At 46.5% G+C, this 15,317-nt stretch carries 15 protein-coding genes and 1 pseudogene; 10 read left to right on the top strand and 6 right to left on the bottom strand.

Annotated features, from left to right (window positions below):
- A pseudogene (locus QUA33_RS25700) lies at positions 1 to 238 on the top strand (hypothetical protein); the annotation flags it as partial.
- A 62-nt stretch (positions 239 to 300) separates the two neighbouring features.
- On the opposite strand, the gene fabG reads toward QUA33_RS25700, so the two are convergent.
- Complete coding sequence (gene fabG / locus QUA33_RS25695; RefSeq protein ID WP_333152311.1) at positions 301 to 1,065, bottom strand: 3-oxoacyl-[acyl-carrier-protein] reductase; 765 nt, start codon at positions 1,063 to 1,065, stop codon at positions 301 to 303.
- A gap of 73 nt (positions 1,066 to 1,138) precedes the next feature.
- Between fabG and trxA the strand changes: the two genes are divergently transcribed.
- A complete protein-coding gene (trxA, locus tag QUA33_RS25690; RefSeq protein ID WP_015178505.1) occupies positions 1,139 to 1,456 on the top strand; it encodes a thioredoxin in 318 nt (105 codons plus the stop codon).
- 85 nt (positions 1,457 to 1,541) lie between these two features.
- Positions 1,542 to 2,135: a hypothetical protein gene (locus QUA33_RS25685; RefSeq protein WP_333152309.1), complete on the top strand. Its 594-nt coding sequence runs from the start codon at positions 1,542 to 1,544 to the stop codon at positions 2,133 to 2,135.
- Between the two features lie 54 nt (positions 2,136 to 2,189).
- Here QUA33_RS25685 and prmA read toward each other — a convergent pair whose 3' ends face one another.
- Positions 2,190 to 3,080: a 50S ribosomal protein L11 methyltransferase gene (gene prmA / locus QUA33_RS25680; RefSeq protein WP_333152306.1), complete on the bottom strand. Its 891-nt coding sequence runs from the start codon at positions 3,078 to 3,080 to the stop codon at positions 2,190 to 2,192.
- 184 nt (positions 3,081 to 3,264) lie between these two features.
- Entirely contained in the window at positions 3,265 to 4,848 is a 1,584-nt protein-coding gene (gene serA, locus QUA33_RS25675) for a phosphoglycerate dehydrogenase (RefSeq protein WP_333152304.1), read from the bottom strand.
- A gap of 289 nt (positions 4,849 to 5,137) precedes the next feature.
- On the opposite strand from serA, the gene QUA33_RS25670 reads away from it, so the two are divergent.
- The 4 genes from QUA33_RS25670 to QUA33_RS25655 all read left to right on the top strand — a co-directional run bounded on the left by QUA33_RS25670 (position 5,138) and on the right by QUA33_RS25655 (position 10,741).
- Complete coding sequence (locus QUA33_RS25670) at positions 5,138 to 5,644, top strand: hypothetical protein (protein WP_333065611.1); 507 nt, start codon at positions 5,138 to 5,140, stop codon at positions 5,642 to 5,644.
- A gap of 74 nt (positions 5,645 to 5,718) precedes the next feature.
- A complete protein-coding gene (locus QUA33_RS25665) occupies positions 5,719 to 6,309 on the top strand; it encodes a Uma2 family endonuclease (RefSeq protein WP_333152302.1) in 591 nt (196 codons plus the stop codon).
- Positions 6,310 to 6,529: 220 nt separating this feature from the next.
- Positions 6,530 to 9,820 (top strand): DEAD/DEAH box helicase, encoded by a 3,291-nt coding sequence (locus QUA33_RS25660; protein ID WP_333152300.1) that lies wholly within the window; start codon positions 6,530 to 6,532, stop codon positions 9,818 to 9,820.
- A 96-nt stretch (positions 9,821 to 9,916) separates the two neighbouring features.
- A complete protein-coding gene (locus QUA33_RS25655) occupies positions 9,917 to 10,741 on the top strand; it encodes an SWIM zinc finger family protein (protein ID WP_333152299.1) in 825 nt (274 codons plus the stop codon).
- 168 nt (positions 10,742 to 10,909) lie between these two features.
- On the opposite strand, the gene QUA33_RS25650 is transcribed toward QUA33_RS25655, so the two are convergent.
- Positions 10,910 to 11,641: a PaeR7I family type II restriction endonuclease gene (locus tag QUA33_RS25650; protein ID WP_333152297.1), complete on the bottom strand. Its 732-nt coding sequence runs from the start codon at positions 11,639 to 11,641 to the stop codon at positions 10,910 to 10,912.
- Positions 11,638 to 12,684: a site-specific DNA-methyltransferase gene (locus QUA33_RS25645; RefSeq protein WP_333152295.1), complete on the bottom strand. Its 1,047-nt coding sequence runs from the start codon at positions 12,682 to 12,684 to the stop codon at positions 11,638 to 11,640. The genes QUA33_RS25650 and QUA33_RS25645 overlap by 4 nt, the downstream gene beginning before the upstream one ends.
- Positions 12,685 to 12,855: 171 nt before the next feature.
- On the opposite strand from QUA33_RS25645, the gene QUA33_RS25640 reads away from it, so the two are divergent.
- The 3 genes from QUA33_RS25640 (at position 12,856) to QUA33_RS25630 (ending at position 14,805) form a co-directional block, all read left to right on the top strand.
- Complete coding sequence (locus QUA33_RS25640) at positions 12,856 to 13,635, top strand: photosystem II S4 domain protein (protein WP_333152293.1); 780 nt, start codon at positions 12,856 to 12,858, stop codon at positions 13,633 to 13,635.
- A 482-nt stretch (positions 13,636 to 14,117) separates the two neighbouring features.
- A complete protein-coding gene (locus QUA33_RS25635) occupies positions 14,118 to 14,417 on the top strand; it encodes a type II toxin-antitoxin system HigB family toxin (protein WP_333152291.1) in 300 nt (99 codons plus the stop codon).
- The gene (locus tag QUA33_RS25630) at positions 14,380 to 14,805 is read left to right on the top strand and encodes a transcriptional regulator (RefSeq protein WP_333152288.1); all 426 of its coding nucleotides are present in this window, start codon (positions 14,380 to 14,382) and stop codon (positions 14,803 to 14,805) included. Before QUA33_RS25635 ends, QUA33_RS25630 begins: the two co-directional genes overlap by 38 nt.
- A gap of 90 nt (positions 14,806 to 14,895) precedes the next feature.
- Here the strand turns inward: QUA33_RS25630 and QUA33_RS25625 are convergent, their stop codons facing one another.
- Entirely contained in the window at positions 14,896 to 15,237 is a 342-nt protein-coding gene (locus QUA33_RS25625; protein WP_333152286.1) for an SDR family NAD(P)-dependent oxidoreductase, read from the bottom strand.
- Positions 15,238 to 15,317: the final 80 nt, after the last annotated feature.

The following is a 15,317-nucleotide window of genomic DNA, read 5'->3' as shown; positions in this document are numbered from 1 at the left end:
CATAATATTTTTTTGGAAATATGTGTTATTTTTGACGCTCAGAGGACAACTTCATCATACCATAGTTCAGCAACGCCTAGAACGTGTTATTGCCAACCCGATCGCACTCCGAGTCAAAATCGCTGATGTTACTCATAACCTCGATATTCGCCGCATCGCCAATCCGACAGAAGCCGATTTTCAACGCATTGCAAAATACAAACAAGTCCTAACTCAATTATGTGCAGCCTTAAAGTAATTATTAACCGCAAATATCCGCGTTAATCTGCGTGCATCTGCGGTTAAAAAAATCCCGAAATCCTAAGCCATCACCATCCCCCCATCCACATTAAAAACCTGCCCGGTTATATAAGCAGCCGCCGCATCTGCCGCCAAAAACTTCACCATCCCCGCAACTTCCTCAACTTCCCCGTATCTCCCCAGCGGAATATACTTCAAAATTTCATCAGACTTGACATCCTTAGTCATATCTGTAGTGATAAAACCCGGTGCAACTGCATTCACAGTAATCCCGCGAGTCGCCAACTCTTTCGCCACAGTTTTAGTAAACCCAATTACCCCAGCCTTCGCCGCACTGTAATTAGCTTGTCCCGGATTGCCCATTTGCCCAGCAACCGAAGCAATATTAATAATTCGACCGCTTCGCTGTTTCAGCATGATTTTACTCGCAGCTTTCGCACACAAAAACACGCCAGTTAAATTCAAATCAATTACCGCTTGCCAATCTTCCAACTTCATCCGCAATAGCAAAGTATCGCGAGTAATGCCTGCATTGTTCACCAAAATGTCAATCCGTCCCCATTTTTCCATGACATTACTGGTGAGTAAATCTACTTGCTCAGTTTTCGAGACATCTGCTGCAAGTGCGACAGCTTCTCCTCCAGCAGCGACTATTTCTGCTACCACCTCATCAGCAGCAGCACTCGAACTCGCATAGTTGACGGCGACTTTAGCGCCCTCTGCGGCTAATGTTAAAGCAACGGCGCGGCCGATTCCCCGCGACGCACCGGTCACGACAGCAACTTGACCCCGCAATCTCTGAAAAGTCTCTGGTAATAATTCCATAATTGTATCCTCGCAATCTACCAGAGAATTTTGCACTAAAATCGAGCCAGAACCCAAAAAATTATTTTGTCTTATGGCAGTTCAAAAACAGTTCAGCAGTTTTGAGGAGTTACTATCGGGCTCTGACTTGCCGGTGTTGGTAGATTTTTACGCTACTTGGTGCGGGCCTTGTCAGATGATGGCACCGATTTTGGAGCAAGTCAGCGGTCAGATGAAAGACAAGCTGATGGTTGTCAAAATTGACACCGATAAGTACGAACAGTTGGCGTCGCAGCATCACATTTATGCTTTGCCGACTTTGGTGCTGTTCAAAAATGGCGCTGAGGTCGATCGAATTGAGGGAGTGATGCAAGCGGCGCAGTTGATCGATCGAGTGCAACCTTACTTGTAGCACCAGCCAATTATCACACGTAGGGTGCGTCAGTTAATATCTGATTAATTATGAATAAGATAATCCTAGTTGACGCACCCTACGTATGAAGACTCCCAGCCACGCTATTATCAATCTGGCAATTCTTGGCAAACCGCAACTGCCGCAAGCTAATCTAATTATTGTTATCGGCGGAATTTTGCCGGATATTCCGATATTTTTATTTTACTTTTGGGCGAAATACATTGCTCGCTTGCCCGCAGCTACAATTTGGTCAAAAGCATATTATGAGCCTTTTGTGCAAAATATTGTGGCTCTGTTTCATTCAATTCCCCTTGCGGTTATTGGTTTGCTAATTGCTTATTACTTTGGCTGGCAAAGCGTGCAAATTCTGTTTATTAGCATGATCCTGCACTCTCTGGGAGATTTGCCTGTCCACAATGACGACGCTCACCGACACTTTTTTCCGTTCAGCAATTACCGTTTTATCAGTCCGTTTTCTTATTGGGATCGGAAGCACTACGGGTCAATTGTTTCTGCGGTTGAAATGTTGTTAGTGCTGCTGTCAACTTACCGCGTTTTTGGTTTTGTTAATTCTTATGTTGGAAAAACGTTGTTAATTTTGGTGAATGGTTTTTACTGGGCTGGCGCGGTTTATTTTCAGGTGCGAGATTTATTTAAATTCACTTCCCAAAGATGAAACATGAACTCAAAATTACAAATTAGGAATTAGCAATTAGCAATTACCCTATTGTTAACTGCGCCGAATATTAAAACAACACCAATCTTGGCGCTTCCACAGAGTAGCCACAATCCAGCCGTGCTGTTCGAGAGTGTCGGCAATTGGCTTAGCTTGTTCGAGCAAAATGCCGCTGAGAACTGCCCAAGTAGTGGGTTTGCTAATTGCAGTGAACTGCGGGATTAAATCAATGATTACTTCTGCTAAAATGTTACAGATCAAACCGTCGATCGGCTCATCGACCATTTCTTTCAAGCGATCGATACTTCCGAGCTCTGCAACCAACTGCTGAGAATTAACGCGGTTGAGTAGTCTGTTGCTAATGGTCGATCGCACTGCCAAAGGATCGGTATCCAAAGCATAAACTTTTGTAGCGCCCAACAAAACTGCGCCGATCGACAAAATACCCGATCCGCAGCCGATATCAGCAACGATGCACTCTTTCTCATCAAAACCGAGACGCATTTCCAGCGATTCCAGACAAAGTTGAGTGGTGGCGTGAGCACCGGTACCGAAGGCCACACCGGGATCTAAACGCAAAATAATGCGATCGGTATCAGTGGGTAACGGCAGCCAGGCCGGGTTAATTAAAAAGCGATCGCCCACTTCTTGAGGCTGCCAGTGCTCCTTCCAAGTGCTGCCCCAGTCTTCGTCTTCAATCAAATCCCACTGCATTGCAGGTAGGGGCAAACCTGCACACAGAGCATCTTGGCGCAGCCACAGAGACAGAGCGGCCAAATCCAGCAATCCTGCCTGTTCTTCGGGCAAATAAGCCGACATCAGGCAGGAATTGCTTTTGATCTCAGTAGCAGTTCCCCGACAGTTAAACCGTTCCAGACGCCAAAAGATGATATCTTCCAGCGCCGGATCGCAAAGAATTCTAATTTCCCACCAGCTATGTGCCATAACAATTTTAGATTTTAGATTTTAGATTTTAGATTGGCCCAGGGGAACTGGAGACTGGGAACTGGGGAGTGAGGAATGAGGATTGGCTAATAGAAAAATTCCCGCTTTCTTGCCAATTACCAACGATCAATTACCCATTACCAATTATCAGTCCTAGCATCCAAAATCTAAACTCCAAAATCCGTCAAAGATTTACCGTGTAAGCATCCCGAATTCCCGGAACTTTTAGGATCTCGGCCAGTATCCCCTCTGGTAGAGGGTCATCGAGGCTCAAAACCATCACCGCATCGCCTCGCACGATTTTACGGCCTACCTGCATACTGGCAATATTGACATTAAAACTGCCCAATTGGGAACCAATTTTGCCGATAATCCCCGGCATATCGCGGTGCAGGGTAAACAGCATATGGTGAGTGGGGGAAACATTGACTGGGAAATCGTCAACGCTGGTAATCCGAATTTCGCTTTCGCCGAGCACTGCACCTGTCACGGTGTGTTCGCCGAGAGTTCCCTTAGCCGAGAGGTGCAGGGAACCGGTGTAGTCGCGAATCGAGGCGTCTCTGGTTTCGACGACGCGAATTCCGCGTTCTTTTGCTTCAATGCTGGCGTTGACGTAGTTAACGCGCTCTCGCAGGGCTTGGGAGAGCAGGCCTTTGAGGGCGGCGACGACTACGGGCTGGCTTTGGTTGCTGGCCAATTCGCCTTGCAGTTGAACGTTGAGGTAATCGACTCGGCCTCCGGCTAGCTGGCTGACGAGGTTGCCGAGGGTTTCGGCGAGTTGCAGGTAGGGTTTGAGTTTTTCGATCGAATCTGGGAAAATTCCCGGTATGTTGACAGCCGATCGCGCCGGCAATCCCAACAGCACGTCGCGAATTTGTTCGGCAACGTCGATCGCCACATTCACCTGAGCTTCCGCTGTGGAAGCTCCCAAGTGGGGCGTCAGCACGATGTTTTGGCCGACATTCCGCAACGGGGAATCGGCTTCGAGGGGTTCATGTTCGTAAACATCCAAAGCTGCGCCGGCGATCTTGCCTTCTTTGATGGCTTCTGCCAGGGCTGATTCGTCGATGATGCCGCCTCTGGCGCAATTAATGATGCGGGCCGTGGGCTTCATTTTCGAGAGCACTTCAGCGTTAATTAAGTGCAGGGTTTCCGGGGTTTTGGGGATGTGCAGGGTGATGTAGTCAGATTCGCGCATCAGCAGTTCGAGTTCTACCAAGCGACAGCCCAACTGTTCGGCTCGTTCGGTGGAAATGAAGGGGTCGTAAGCCAGCAGTTTCATGCCCATTGCTTTGGCTGCGGCGGCGAGGTGCGAGCCGATTTTGCCCAAACCGACGATGCCGAGGGTTTTTTTGTAAACTTCTACGCCGATAAAGCGGTTGCGTTCCCATTTACCGCTTTTGACAGATGCGTTGGCTTCCGGGATGTGGCGAGACATCGAGAGCATCATGGCGATCGCGTGTTCGGCTGCGGCGATCGTGTTGCCTTCGGGGGAATTGACGACTACAATTCCTTTGCGGGTAGCTGCGGGTACATCGACATTATCTACGCCTACGCCGGCTCTGCCGATAATTTTAAGTGAATTCCCTGCTTCAATGATTTCTTTGGTAACTTGGGTGCCAGAACGGATCATCAAAGCGTCGTAATCTGGAATAATTTTTACCAGTTGTTCGGCTGAGAGTCCTGTGTTTACGTCAACTTGCGCGACTTGGGAGAGGATGTCAATTCCGGCTTGGTCGATCGGATCGGATACTAGAACTTTAGGCATAGCAAGCAATTGAGTGCAATAGTAAAAATAGACCGAGCGTTGGCGAGCTCAAAGTGAGACTTATGACTTAGAGCGGTATCTAACAGCTCAGCTCAAGCTTGCCTTTGTGCAGTTTGAATTGTATCTGTATTCGGTCAAGGTCGGCCGTTTTTTGCGTGAAATATTTTAGCTTTGCGGGCGATCGGACTCTCTGACCGTCGGAAAATCCCGCAAGTGCTTAGCTAGTATGTCTTTTCTGGCTATAATAGACTTTGGCTATTCAAGCCTAACTATCAGGAATTGTTTTCTAATGAATTATCTTATCGCCGTACTGCCCGATCGAATTCAAGCCGAAGCTGCCTACTGTGCTCTGGAAAAAGAAGGCTTGCCTATGAAGCAAGTGAGCATTTTGGGCCGCGGCTACAAAACTGCTGATGAATTTGGCTTGATCGACCCCAACCAGCAAGCGAAGAAACAAGCTAAACTCATGGCTATTTGGCTGATTCCCTTTGGCTTTATTGCTGGCGTTACTTTCAGTCTGATGACTGAGTTGAAAACTTTCGCCTGGGCGGGCGAAATTGGCGATCACGCGATCGGTGGCTTACTCGGTGCGATCGCCGCTGCGATGGGTAGTGTGTTTGTTGGAGGCGCGGGCGGTATGGCTTTTGGTAGCGGCGATGCTTTGCCCTACCGCAACCGTTTGAATGCGGGTAAATTTTTGATTGCGGTTAAGGGTACTGATGATTTGACCGGGAAAGCTGCGAATATTTTGCAGCAGTTTGAACCGGAAAATATCCAAGGTTATACAGAGACTTAGTTATTTGTTTGTTAACAGTTGACTGTTAACAGTTGACTGTTGACATTCAACTCGTGTAATATTTGGAGGCAGTTATGGAATCACAAACTATCCCTCTACATTCTCCCCTAAAATTAACGATTGAATTAACTGACGAGCAGTTTTTTAAGTTGTGTATAGACAACCGGGATTTGAGATTTGAGCGCACTGCAACGGGAGAATTAATTATTATGCCGCCTGCGAGTAGCGATACAGGCAGACGGAATGCGGATCTAAGTTTTCAACTCGAAGGTTGGAGCAGACAAAATAAGCATTTGGGAATTGCTTTTGATTCTTCAACTGGATTTAAACTGCCCGACGGTACAGATATTTCTCCCGATGCTGCTTGGATTCGGCGCGATAGGTGGGATGCTTTAACTGGTGAAGAAAAAAAGAAATTTGCGCCGATTTGCCCCGATTTTGTGGTGGAATTGCGATCGACCACTGATTCCCTAGAAAAATTGCGGGCTAAAATGAAAGTGTATGTAAAAAATGGAGCGAGGTTGGGATGGTTGCTCGATCGCAAAAATAGAAAAGTTGAAATCTCCCGTCAAGGTAGAGAAGTAGAAATTTTAGATGAACCTGCAACTCTGTCAGGTGAAGATGTACTACCCGGTTTTGTGTTGGATTTAACAGATATTTTCTAAATTTGTAAGAAGACTCGGCATTTGAAACCGCATCTATAAAGTCAAAAGCTGCAGAGGCGGGTTAAAGAGTAAAGAGTACAACTGGGGTAAAATTACGTGATTCTCTTTAGTCGGCATCCAGCAGACATGGTTTGTATAAACCTGCTTTCAACCGCCTTCTTATCTTTTCCCACTCATTCATGATATGATAGGCTGCCAAAGGTTGCGTTTGGTATAACCTATGAAAATCCTCCACGGGACTTGGATTCCTCAAACAGAAGAGAGTTTTGTTCAAGGTGGAACTTTTTGTCTTTGGGTTGAAACCACTGAAAAGAAAAAACGGCCTGCTAAGGTTCATCCCCGACAATTGGAGACGGCACAGTTAAGAGAGTTTCTAACGAAAGAAGCCGGGATTCAACTGCCAGCAGTCAGCAATACAAGTGCGATGGGGCGAGAATACGCGATCGTCCCTCGGTATTTTTTACTGCCCACTGCCGACAACCAGCCGTTGCCTTCTTTAGAACTAGCGCGATATTTAGAGACAGAGTTACCCGAAACATTTGAGTTGGAGTATTGGCAAGTTGACTGTGTGTGCATCGCCACCCACACTTTGACTAAAGTATTGAACGATCTGCATTTTTTTGCCCTCTACGATTTAGCAGAAGTTCAGTTTGGTTCAGACTTACTATTTTGGTATCACTACACCCAAAGTTTTAAGCAAATTGTTCTGAAAGATCATTATATTCCGGCGTTGCGCTATCGAGAAACTGCTCCGATCGCGATCGCACCCATCGAAAGAACCGAACCCGCTGAAAAAGCCACGCGCGGGCGTAAGAAAGCGGGCGAGACAAAAACCAAAACAACTGCAAAAACTCCAAAAACACCTGCAAAAATTGCACCCAGCTTTGAGATTTATCCGGGATGGGAAATTGTTTCAACACAGTACGAAAATGATTTACAACGCTATGTTGAATGGATGCCTTTAGTTTGTGTGTCCGGTTTTCGGAAGATCCAGCTACAAGATACACCAAAATTCTACGATCGCGAACGGTTGCTGCGGCATTTTTCCGAGTGTGCGATCGCGGAAATTGTCACTCAAACTCCCATCCCAGCATCGTTTGAAAATAAGATAGCGGATTCTTTACTGCAAATCTGCCTCAACCAAACAGGAAAAATTGCGCGAGTAAGCCTTGAACAATACCGGCAATGGCAAACCTGGCGCGATCGCATTACGCGCAATCAATCTGCTGACTCATTCTCCCTTTGCTTTCAACTACAATCCCCCGAAAATCCCGAACAACCTTGGGTTTTAGAGTTTCAGGTGGCTGCGAAAAAAGACCCATCTCTGCGGATGCCGTTGCAGGATTATTGGCGATCGCGATCGACTCAACAAAAACAGTTGCAAACACAATTTGGAGACAACTTTGAGCAACATTTGCTGACAAATCTCGGCTACGCTGCCCGCATTTATCCCCAACTTTGGCAAGGGCTAGAAACCGACAAACCCGTTAACATTACCCTCAGCTTAGATGATGCTTTCACCTTTCTCAGCGAGTCCGCTTGGGTATTAGAAGATGCCGGATACAAAGTGATTGTCCCCGCTTGGTGGACGCCGAAGGGACGACAGCGGGCGAAGATTCGCCTGCAAGTCAAAGGGAAGGGCAGCAACAGCGCTGCAATCAAGGGCAAAGGATTGTTTTCGGCGGATTCCTTGGTGGAATATCAATATGAATTGGCGATCGGGGGTGAACGGGTTAGCGAACAAGAATGGCAGGCGTTAGTAAATAGCAAAACACCGCTGGTGCAGTTCCGAGGACAATGGATGGAACTGGACAAAGACAAGATGCAGGAGATGCTGGAGTTTTGGAAAAAACATCGCCAAGAAAACCCCGATTTAAGCCTGATTGACTTTATGAAGTTGACGGCAGAAGGAGAAGCGAGCGAACAGTTGGAGGTTGAGCGCGATCGGGCTTTATCGGATATGTTGGAGAAGCTGAACGATAAGAGTCGGTTAGAGTTAATTGCAGATCCAGCAAATTTTCAGGGCAAGTTACGGGATTACCAAAAGCGCGGCGTTTCTTGGTTGAGTTATTTGGAAAGTTTGGGATTAAATGGCTGTCTTGCCGATGATATGGGTTTGGGTAAATCGGCGCAGGTAATTGCTCGATTATTGCAAGAGCGGGAAATTTTATCTACTACAAAAGAGACAGAAAAAGAGACAAAAAAAGCGATCGCACCTTCGGTTCTACCCACGCTGCTAATTGCGCCTACATCCGTAGTTGGTAACTGGCAAAAGGAAATGGAAAAATTTGCTCCTGAATTGCGATCGCTCATACACCACGGCCCTGGGCGCTTGCAAGATGCCAAGGAATTCAAAGCCGCCGTCCAAGGTTGCGATATGTTGATTACTTCCTTTACCTTGGTGCGAAAAGATGAGAAGCTGTTGAGCAGCGTAGCGTGGCATCGCGTGGTAATTGATGAAGCCCAGAATATTAAAAATCCGAAAGCGGCGCAAACCAAGGCGATTTTAAAGTTACCCGCTACCCATCGACTGGCATTGACTGGAACACCCGTGGAAAATCGATTGCTGGATTTATGGTCAATTTTTAATTTCCTCAATCCGGGCTATCTGGGCAAAGAGGCACAGTTTCGGAAGTTGTTTGAGATCCCGATTCAAAAACATGGGAGTCGCACACAATCAGCAGCGCTCAAAAAATTAGTAGAACCTTTTATCCTGCGCCGTCTGAAAACCGATAAGTCGATTATTCAGGATCTCCCCGACAAAGTGGAGCAAAAACTCTACTGCAATCTCACCCGCGAGCAAGCTTCACTTTATGAAGCGATCGTCAAAGAGGTAGAACAAGAAATTGACGCGACGGAAGGGATGAAGCGCAAGGGGATGATTTTGGCGACACTGCTGAAGCTGAAGCAAATTTGTAACCATCCGCGCCAGTTTTTGCAAGATGAAAGTGAGTTTACACCAGAGCGATCGCACAAACTGGAACGGCTGATCGAGATGATTGAGGAAGTCAAAGCAGAAGGCGAAAGTTTATTGGTATTTACGCAGTTTACAGAACTGGGAAGCGCGTTGGAAAAATATATTAAACAAACGCTACATTACAATACTTACTACATCCACGGGGGAACCAGTCGCGAAAAACGGGAACGGATGATTTCAGAGTTTCAAGATCCAGAGTCTGAACCTTCGGTATTTATTCTGTCACTGAAGGCGGGCGGCGTGGGAATTACGCTGACAAAAGCCAATCACGTGTTCCATTTCGATCGCTGGTGGAATCCGGCAGTGGAAGATCAGGCGACGGATCGGGCGTTTCGGATCGGACAGCAAAAAAATGTGTTTGTGCATAAGTTTGTGGCGATTGGGACTTTGGAAGAAAAGATTGACCAAATGATTGAGGACAAAAAGAAATTGGCAGGGTCAATTATTGGTGCGGATGAATCGTGGTTGACTGAGTTGGATAATGAGGCATTTAAAAAATTAATTAGGCTCAATAAAAATGCGGTTCTAGATTAGGAGAAACAATATAAGAAAGGGAGAGGGGGAGAGGGGGAGAGAGGGAGAGGATTTTTGATTGTCATCGAAATATACAAGTTAAATGCAGAACAGCTTATGTCACAATTTACTCGGACTTGGTGGGGCAATAAATTTATCGATGCGTTAGAAAGATTTACAGATTCTGGGCGGCTCGGACGGGGACGTTCCTATGCACGGAATGACAAGGTAAAAAGCTTTAAGATTACTGATGGCTTAGTGATGGCAGAAGTAAGGGGGTCGGTAAATCCTTATTTTGGGGTTTATAAGGAGCCGCTGTACAAAACTAAAATAGAGTTTCAGGCGATTAGTCAGGCAAAGTGGCAAGTGGCGATCGCCCAAATGGCATCGAAAGCCAGCTTCATTTCCCGGCTGCTAATAAACGAAATGCCTGACAACATTGAAAATGCTTTCTCACCCCTCGGATTGCACCTTTTACCCAGCAACCGTGAGGACTTTAAAACCACTTGCTCTTGCCCAGACTATAGCAATCCCTGCAAACATATTGCCGGAGTTTATTATTTGGTGGCCGCCGAATTGGACAAAGATCCATTTTTACTGTTTGAATTACGGGGGCTTTCTAAGGAAGTGCTGCACCGCGAATTAGCAAAAACGCCTTTGGGCTTGGCGCTTTCTGCCGAGTTGACGGCAGATGCAGCGGCCCCTGTGGCGGTAGATTCCTATTACACGCGGGCGATCGCCAGTGAGGCGCAAACGGTCAGCCTGAAAGAGTTTTGGCATGGTGCGAAGCGATTACCGCAGACGATTGATGTGGGGGTACAGAGTGGCGTAAGTGCGATCGTGGTGAAGAAACAGGGAGATTTTCCACAGTTTTGGCACAAGGATGGTTCGTTTATTGAGGCGATGGAAGAACTGTATTTGCGGGTGAAGAAGAATAAGTAGTTGGGTGGACAATGTGGCATTGCTGATTGACGGTATGAATTAAGTTCTACGAAAAGACTCCAAGGCACAAAAAGTCTGTCTTCGGCAAAGATTAAAAAATGTACATTCATACTAAAGTTCAGCAACGCCCATCCCTCCACTCTGCAACGCCAAAACCTGTTATCTACTCTACAGCGCGTGCCGGATAAGCTGCTGCAAAAAATTGACTGCCGACAAGTCTGAACATGGCTCCGTATAGTTGGGATTTTGTGGTGCCTGTTCGCGGTTTGTCACTAAAAAACAAGCAGCGGTGAAATGCCTTTCTCGCACCATCTTCTGACAAAAAAGTTCGTAGCGTTTAGCATAGCTTGCCCCTCTAAACTCCGGCAAAACGGCGAAATGCGGTTCTGCAACCTGTACCGGTGCGCGCGAGGCCGGACTGTCTTCCAAAACAAACAAATATCCCAACCACGGTGGCGGAGGTGCTGCGCCAAACACCCCTTCCCGGTAAGCTGTCCAGATGTCGAGAGCAGCCCCCATCGCTTCTTCTGTGCGGTTGTTGAAGTTGTTGCCAAAGCTGCCAACCTGGCTCTTCAACTCGATGACTACTTTGAGTTGCCGTTTTTGAGGGTTTACCACCAAAAAGTCGTACATCTTCGTCGGGCGAAAGAACCCAGGTATAACGGTTAGGCTTTTTTTAACGTGGATATGGTTTTGAGGCACACCTGCAGCCAGCAAGAAATTAGTCAGCGTCAGGATGAAACCGTCCATCTGCTTGCCGCCTGTCACCGCACTGCGGTTCCCTTGGTCAACCTTGCCAGCTAGCACCTGGGCTTGTGTCTGGGCGATGCGGGTATCCCAGAAACCTTGCACCGCTTCCTGGAACACATCATCGGGGATAATGGGTGTCTGTCCCGTCATTCAACAACCTCCCCCATTGTTCTGTCATAGACAACGCGCAAGCCATACGTCTCCTGCATCCGTTTCAGCGCTAGCTGATGGTAAGTTGGCTCAACATCTACCCCGATACTGTTGCGCCCCCAGTTGGCGGCGGCGACGCAGGTTGTTCCTGTCCCCATAAATGGGTCAAGTACCGTATCCCCTGCAAAAGAAAACATCCGCACCAGTCGTTCTGCCAGTTCCAAAGGATATGGGGCGGGGTGTTGCTTGGTGGAAGCGCCTTTGATATCCTGCCAAATTTGTTGAAACCACTGCCGGTGGAGAGTTTCCGGTATTACGGACAATACTCGTGCTGTGAGGGTGGGACTGCGGTAGCCGCCCGGTTTGCGCTGCATCAGGATAAATTCGATGTCGTTTTTGATGACACCTCCGGGCTCATAAGGTTTGCCGAGAAAACTGGTGCCATTCCCCGCTGCTTCTAGGGAAGCATTGGCGATTTTGTACCAGATAATCGGTGCGAGGTTATCAAATCCCAAATGGCGACAGTGTTCCTGAATACTCGCGTGCAGGGGAAATACCATGTGCCTGCCAAACCGCCTGCGGGCAACACAGACATCGCCCACCACAATCACCAGCCGTCCGCCGGGGACTAAAACCCGCCATACCTGCTGCCATACTCGATCGAGCTCCTGCAAAAACTTTTCGTAGTCTGCTATGGAGCCAAGCTGGTTGAGATTTTTGAGATATTCTTTTAAATTCCAATACGGGGGCGATGTGACTACCAGATGTACGCTTTCATCGGGAATATGTATCAAGTTTCGGCTATCGCCCTGTAGCAGGGAATGGAAAGATGGCAACCCCTGCACGCGATTCTGAATTTCCTGGATCAACGCCTTATTTTTGCTGATGGCAGGAATGGCGCGTTGCTCGTCTGCTGTTAGTAATGCCGCTGCTTCCTCGGGTACAAGGCTTTTATCCTGTAGCGCTTGTTTCAACGGTTCGGCTGCTTCCTGACACAGCAACTGCGTTGAAATATTAACCTTGCTTAAACTCGAAGACTTCATACATTTGCTAAAATAATCATGTTCATCATATCAGCTTTGCGATCCACAAAAATCCTAAGAGCGTTATTTGATGATTTTAGACTATAATTAAATTAGTGCGACTGTTAAAAAAGTAGACTTTTTAGTTACAGTAAACTTTGGCAATTTCAAATTAGAATCTAACATTAACTGATGTTACAAAGAGAAGAACTGTTAAAAGGCATTGAAAACCGCGAATGTGTGGCGCGGGCGATCGACCAAGCGGAACAAGCAATTAAAACTTGGGAAGTTACTCAGACTGATTTTCTGTCGCCTCCAGAATTGGCGGACACTCTGACGGTATTTAAGCGCTTAACAGACGTGGAATTAGTGGCTTGGGGCGGCTACCCGCAAGCTGAAAGACAAAGAATTGCGATCGCGCGATCGGATATCCCGATCGACTCTGCTAGCGTTAACGTTGCTGCGGTAGAAATCGCTGGCAATTTCTTATTCGATACAGCTTCTCACCGCGACTTTTTGGGGGCGATGTTGGGTACGGGAATTGTCCGGGAGAAAACGGGCGATGTGATTGTTTTGGGAGAACGCGGCGCGCAAGCCATTGTCATGCCGGAGATGGTAGAGTATTTAGAGATGAGTTTGCAGCAAGTGCGATCGGTTCCCGTACAAACGCGGCGCATTGAGTTGAGTGAACTCAAAATTAGAGAACCTAAAAAGAAAGAAATGACAACGGTTGAAGCATCCATGAGATTGGATGCTGTCGCCTCGGCTGGATTCGCAATGTCTCGCAGCAAAATGGCCGATTTAATTGGCAGCGGCGAGGTGCGAGTTAACTGGAAAGACGTTACTCAAGCTAGTTATAATGTCAAGTCTGGAGATTTAATTGCTGTTACCGGCAAGGGAAGATTGGAAATTGGGGAAGTTGCTGTTACTAAGAAGGAACGCTATCGAGTCCAGTTAACTCGATATTTGTAATTTATAGCCCAGAAACCGGGTTTTTTCCGAGAATATGGATACACCGCGTAAAAATTGCGAAAAACCCGGTTTCTTTGGTTTCTGTGGTAGTTCTGGACGCTTGGTAAAATTGGGGAAGGTTGATTTGTTTGTGGGTGCGATGGTTTGTCCTGGGGGTCGTTGGTTTGTCCGCGATTCCGCGAGTCCGCCAGGGGTTGAAACCCCTGTCTCATAGAAGACAGTCGGTTGAAACCGACTGAAGAATGGTGAATAATACTCGATTATTGTGACAAATACTTGATGGTTTATTTAATTTGCTTTTCAGTCCTCTTTTAGAGGACTTTCGCTATGAGACGGGGGTTTCAACCCCCGGCGGACTTGTGGGGTAGCGTCGGGAATTTTGGTAGCCCGAATGTGCGACTTTTGGGAAAATTTGGGTTAGGGGCGATCGACCTTAAATTTGATAAAATTAGATATCTGGAAAACCTCTGAACGATCGCTAAATGCACGTTATCAGTCGCAAAAAATTAAGAGACTACTGCCAAACTCATGCTGATTCCTGCGATGCTCTCGATGATTGGTACAAAATTGCTACTCAAGCGAACTGGACTAAACTTATTGAAGTTCAAAGTATTTATCCTCAAGCTGAAGCAGTTGGAAATTTTACAATCTTTAACATCAAAGGAAATAAATATCGCTTAATCGTAAGTCTTAACTATCAAAAGCAAATTGTTTATATCAAGTACATTTTGACTCATGCAGAATATGACAAAGACAACTGGAAAAATGACCCTTACTTTTGACTCCGACAAATACAGCAGCTTGCTATCTCAACATCAACCGCGCATTATCAAAAATGAAGATGAAAACGAGATATTCTTAGAAATCGTTGAAAGCTTGCTCTCTCGGGAAAATCTAACTCCCGAAGAAGATACTCTGCTAGAACTCTTAGTCAAACTAATTGAGGATTTTGAAGAAAAGCACTATCAACTAAATGCTTCAACTCCCCAGTCAAGACTTATTCATTTGATGGAGGCTAGGAGTTTAGATCCAGCAGATTTAATAGAAATTATTGGTAGTATTGAGATGGTAACTGAAGTCATTAACGGTCAGCTAGAAATTACTAAAAAACAAGCTGAAGCTTTGGGAAAGTTTTTTCACGTCAATCCAGGTTTGTTTCTGTTTAAATAGCCGATCGTGTATCGATCTAGATTTCCGAATGGTGGTGCACGCGAGATACCCGACTTCTCCCCAAAGTCTGGTATCTAACAACGATCGCGATTATTCGTCTTTCGCCCGAAACACCTTTTCTACTGACTTCACCAAAAGTTCTCGCGGCATCAATCGAGGCATATTGACGATGATTTGATTGGGAATTCCCCCTGTCACAACATTAGACTCATTTTTGTCTAAAGCTTTCAAAGCATCTCGCACTACTTCCGCTGCGGGAACAAGTTTTTGCCCGCTGCTGGATGCCAAAGCTTTCGGGAATTCAGCTACTGCAAAAAAGTTTGATTCTGTCGGCCCTGGACAAAGACATAAAACGCGAATTCCTAAATCTTTGTTTTCCGCCCAAAGCGCCTCACTGAAACTCAAAACAAAGGCTTTAGTAGCTGCATACATCGACAGGGTAAGAGCATCTCAATCAAGCTTGACAAAAGGAGTTGAGAACAGTCATCATATAATCATTATTCATAGAAGCC

The organism is Microcoleus sp. Pol14D4, from assembly GCF_036701245.1.
Lineage (GTDB): Bacteria > Cyanobacteriota > Cyanobacteriia > Cyanobacteriales > Microcoleaceae > Microcoleus.
Note: the sequence above shows the minus strand (reverse complement) of the source record. Positions and strands in the feature narration are given on the sequence as shown.

Coding starts and splice junctions, on each gene's coding strand:
- fabG (WP_333152311.1), bottom strand. CDS start 1,065: ATGGAATTATTACCAGAGACTTTTCAGAGATTGCGGGGTCAAGTTGCT.
- trxA (WP_015178505.1), top strand. CDS start 1,139: ATGGCAGTTCAAAAACAGTTCAGCAGTTTTGAGGAGTTACTATCGGGC.
- QUA33_RS25685 (WP_333152309.1), top strand. CDS start 1,542: ATGAAGACTCCCAGCCACGCTATTATCAATCTGGCAATTCTTGGCAAA.
- prmA (WP_333152306.1), bottom strand. CDS start 3,080: ATGGCACATAGCTGGTGGGAAATTAGAATTCTTTGCGATCCGGCGCTG.
- serA (WP_333152304.1), bottom strand. CDS start 4,848: ATGCCTAAAGTTCTAGTATCCGATCCGATCGACCAAGCCGGAATTGAC.
- QUA33_RS25670 (WP_333065611.1), top strand. CDS start 5,138: ATGAATTATCTTATCGCCGTACTGCCCGATCGAATTCAAGCCGAAGCT.
- QUA33_RS25665 (WP_333152302.1), top strand. CDS start 5,719: ATGGAATCACAAACTATCCCTCTACATTCTCCCCTAAAATTAACGATT.
- QUA33_RS25660 (WP_333152300.1), top strand. CDS start 6,530: ATGAAAATCCTCCACGGGACTTGGATTCCTCAAACAGAAGAGAGTTTT.
- QUA33_RS25655 (WP_333152299.1), top strand. CDS start 9,917: ATGTCACAATTTACTCGGACTTGGTGGGGCAATAAATTTATCGATGCG.
- QUA33_RS25650 (WP_333152297.1), bottom strand. CDS start 11,641: ATGACGGGACAGACACCCATTATCCCCGATGATGTGTTCCAGGAAGCG.
- QUA33_RS25645 (WP_333152295.1), bottom strand. CDS start 12,684: ATGAAGTCTTCGAGTTTAAGCAAGGTTAATATTTCAACGCAGTTGCTG.
- QUA33_RS25640 (WP_333152293.1), top strand. CDS start 12,856: ATGTTACAAAGAGAAGAACTGTTAAAAGGCATTGAAAACCGCGAATGT.
- QUA33_RS25635 (WP_333152291.1), top strand. CDS start 14,118: ATGCACGTTATCAGTCGCAAAAAATTAAGAGACTACTGCCAAACTCAT.
- QUA33_RS25630 (WP_333152288.1), top strand. CDS start 14,380: ATGACAAAGACAACTGGAAAAATGACCCTTACTTTTGACTCCGACAAA.
- QUA33_RS25625 (WP_333152286.1), bottom strand. CDS start 15,237: ATGTATGCAGCTACTAAAGCCTTTGTTTTGAGTTTCAGTGAGGCGCTT.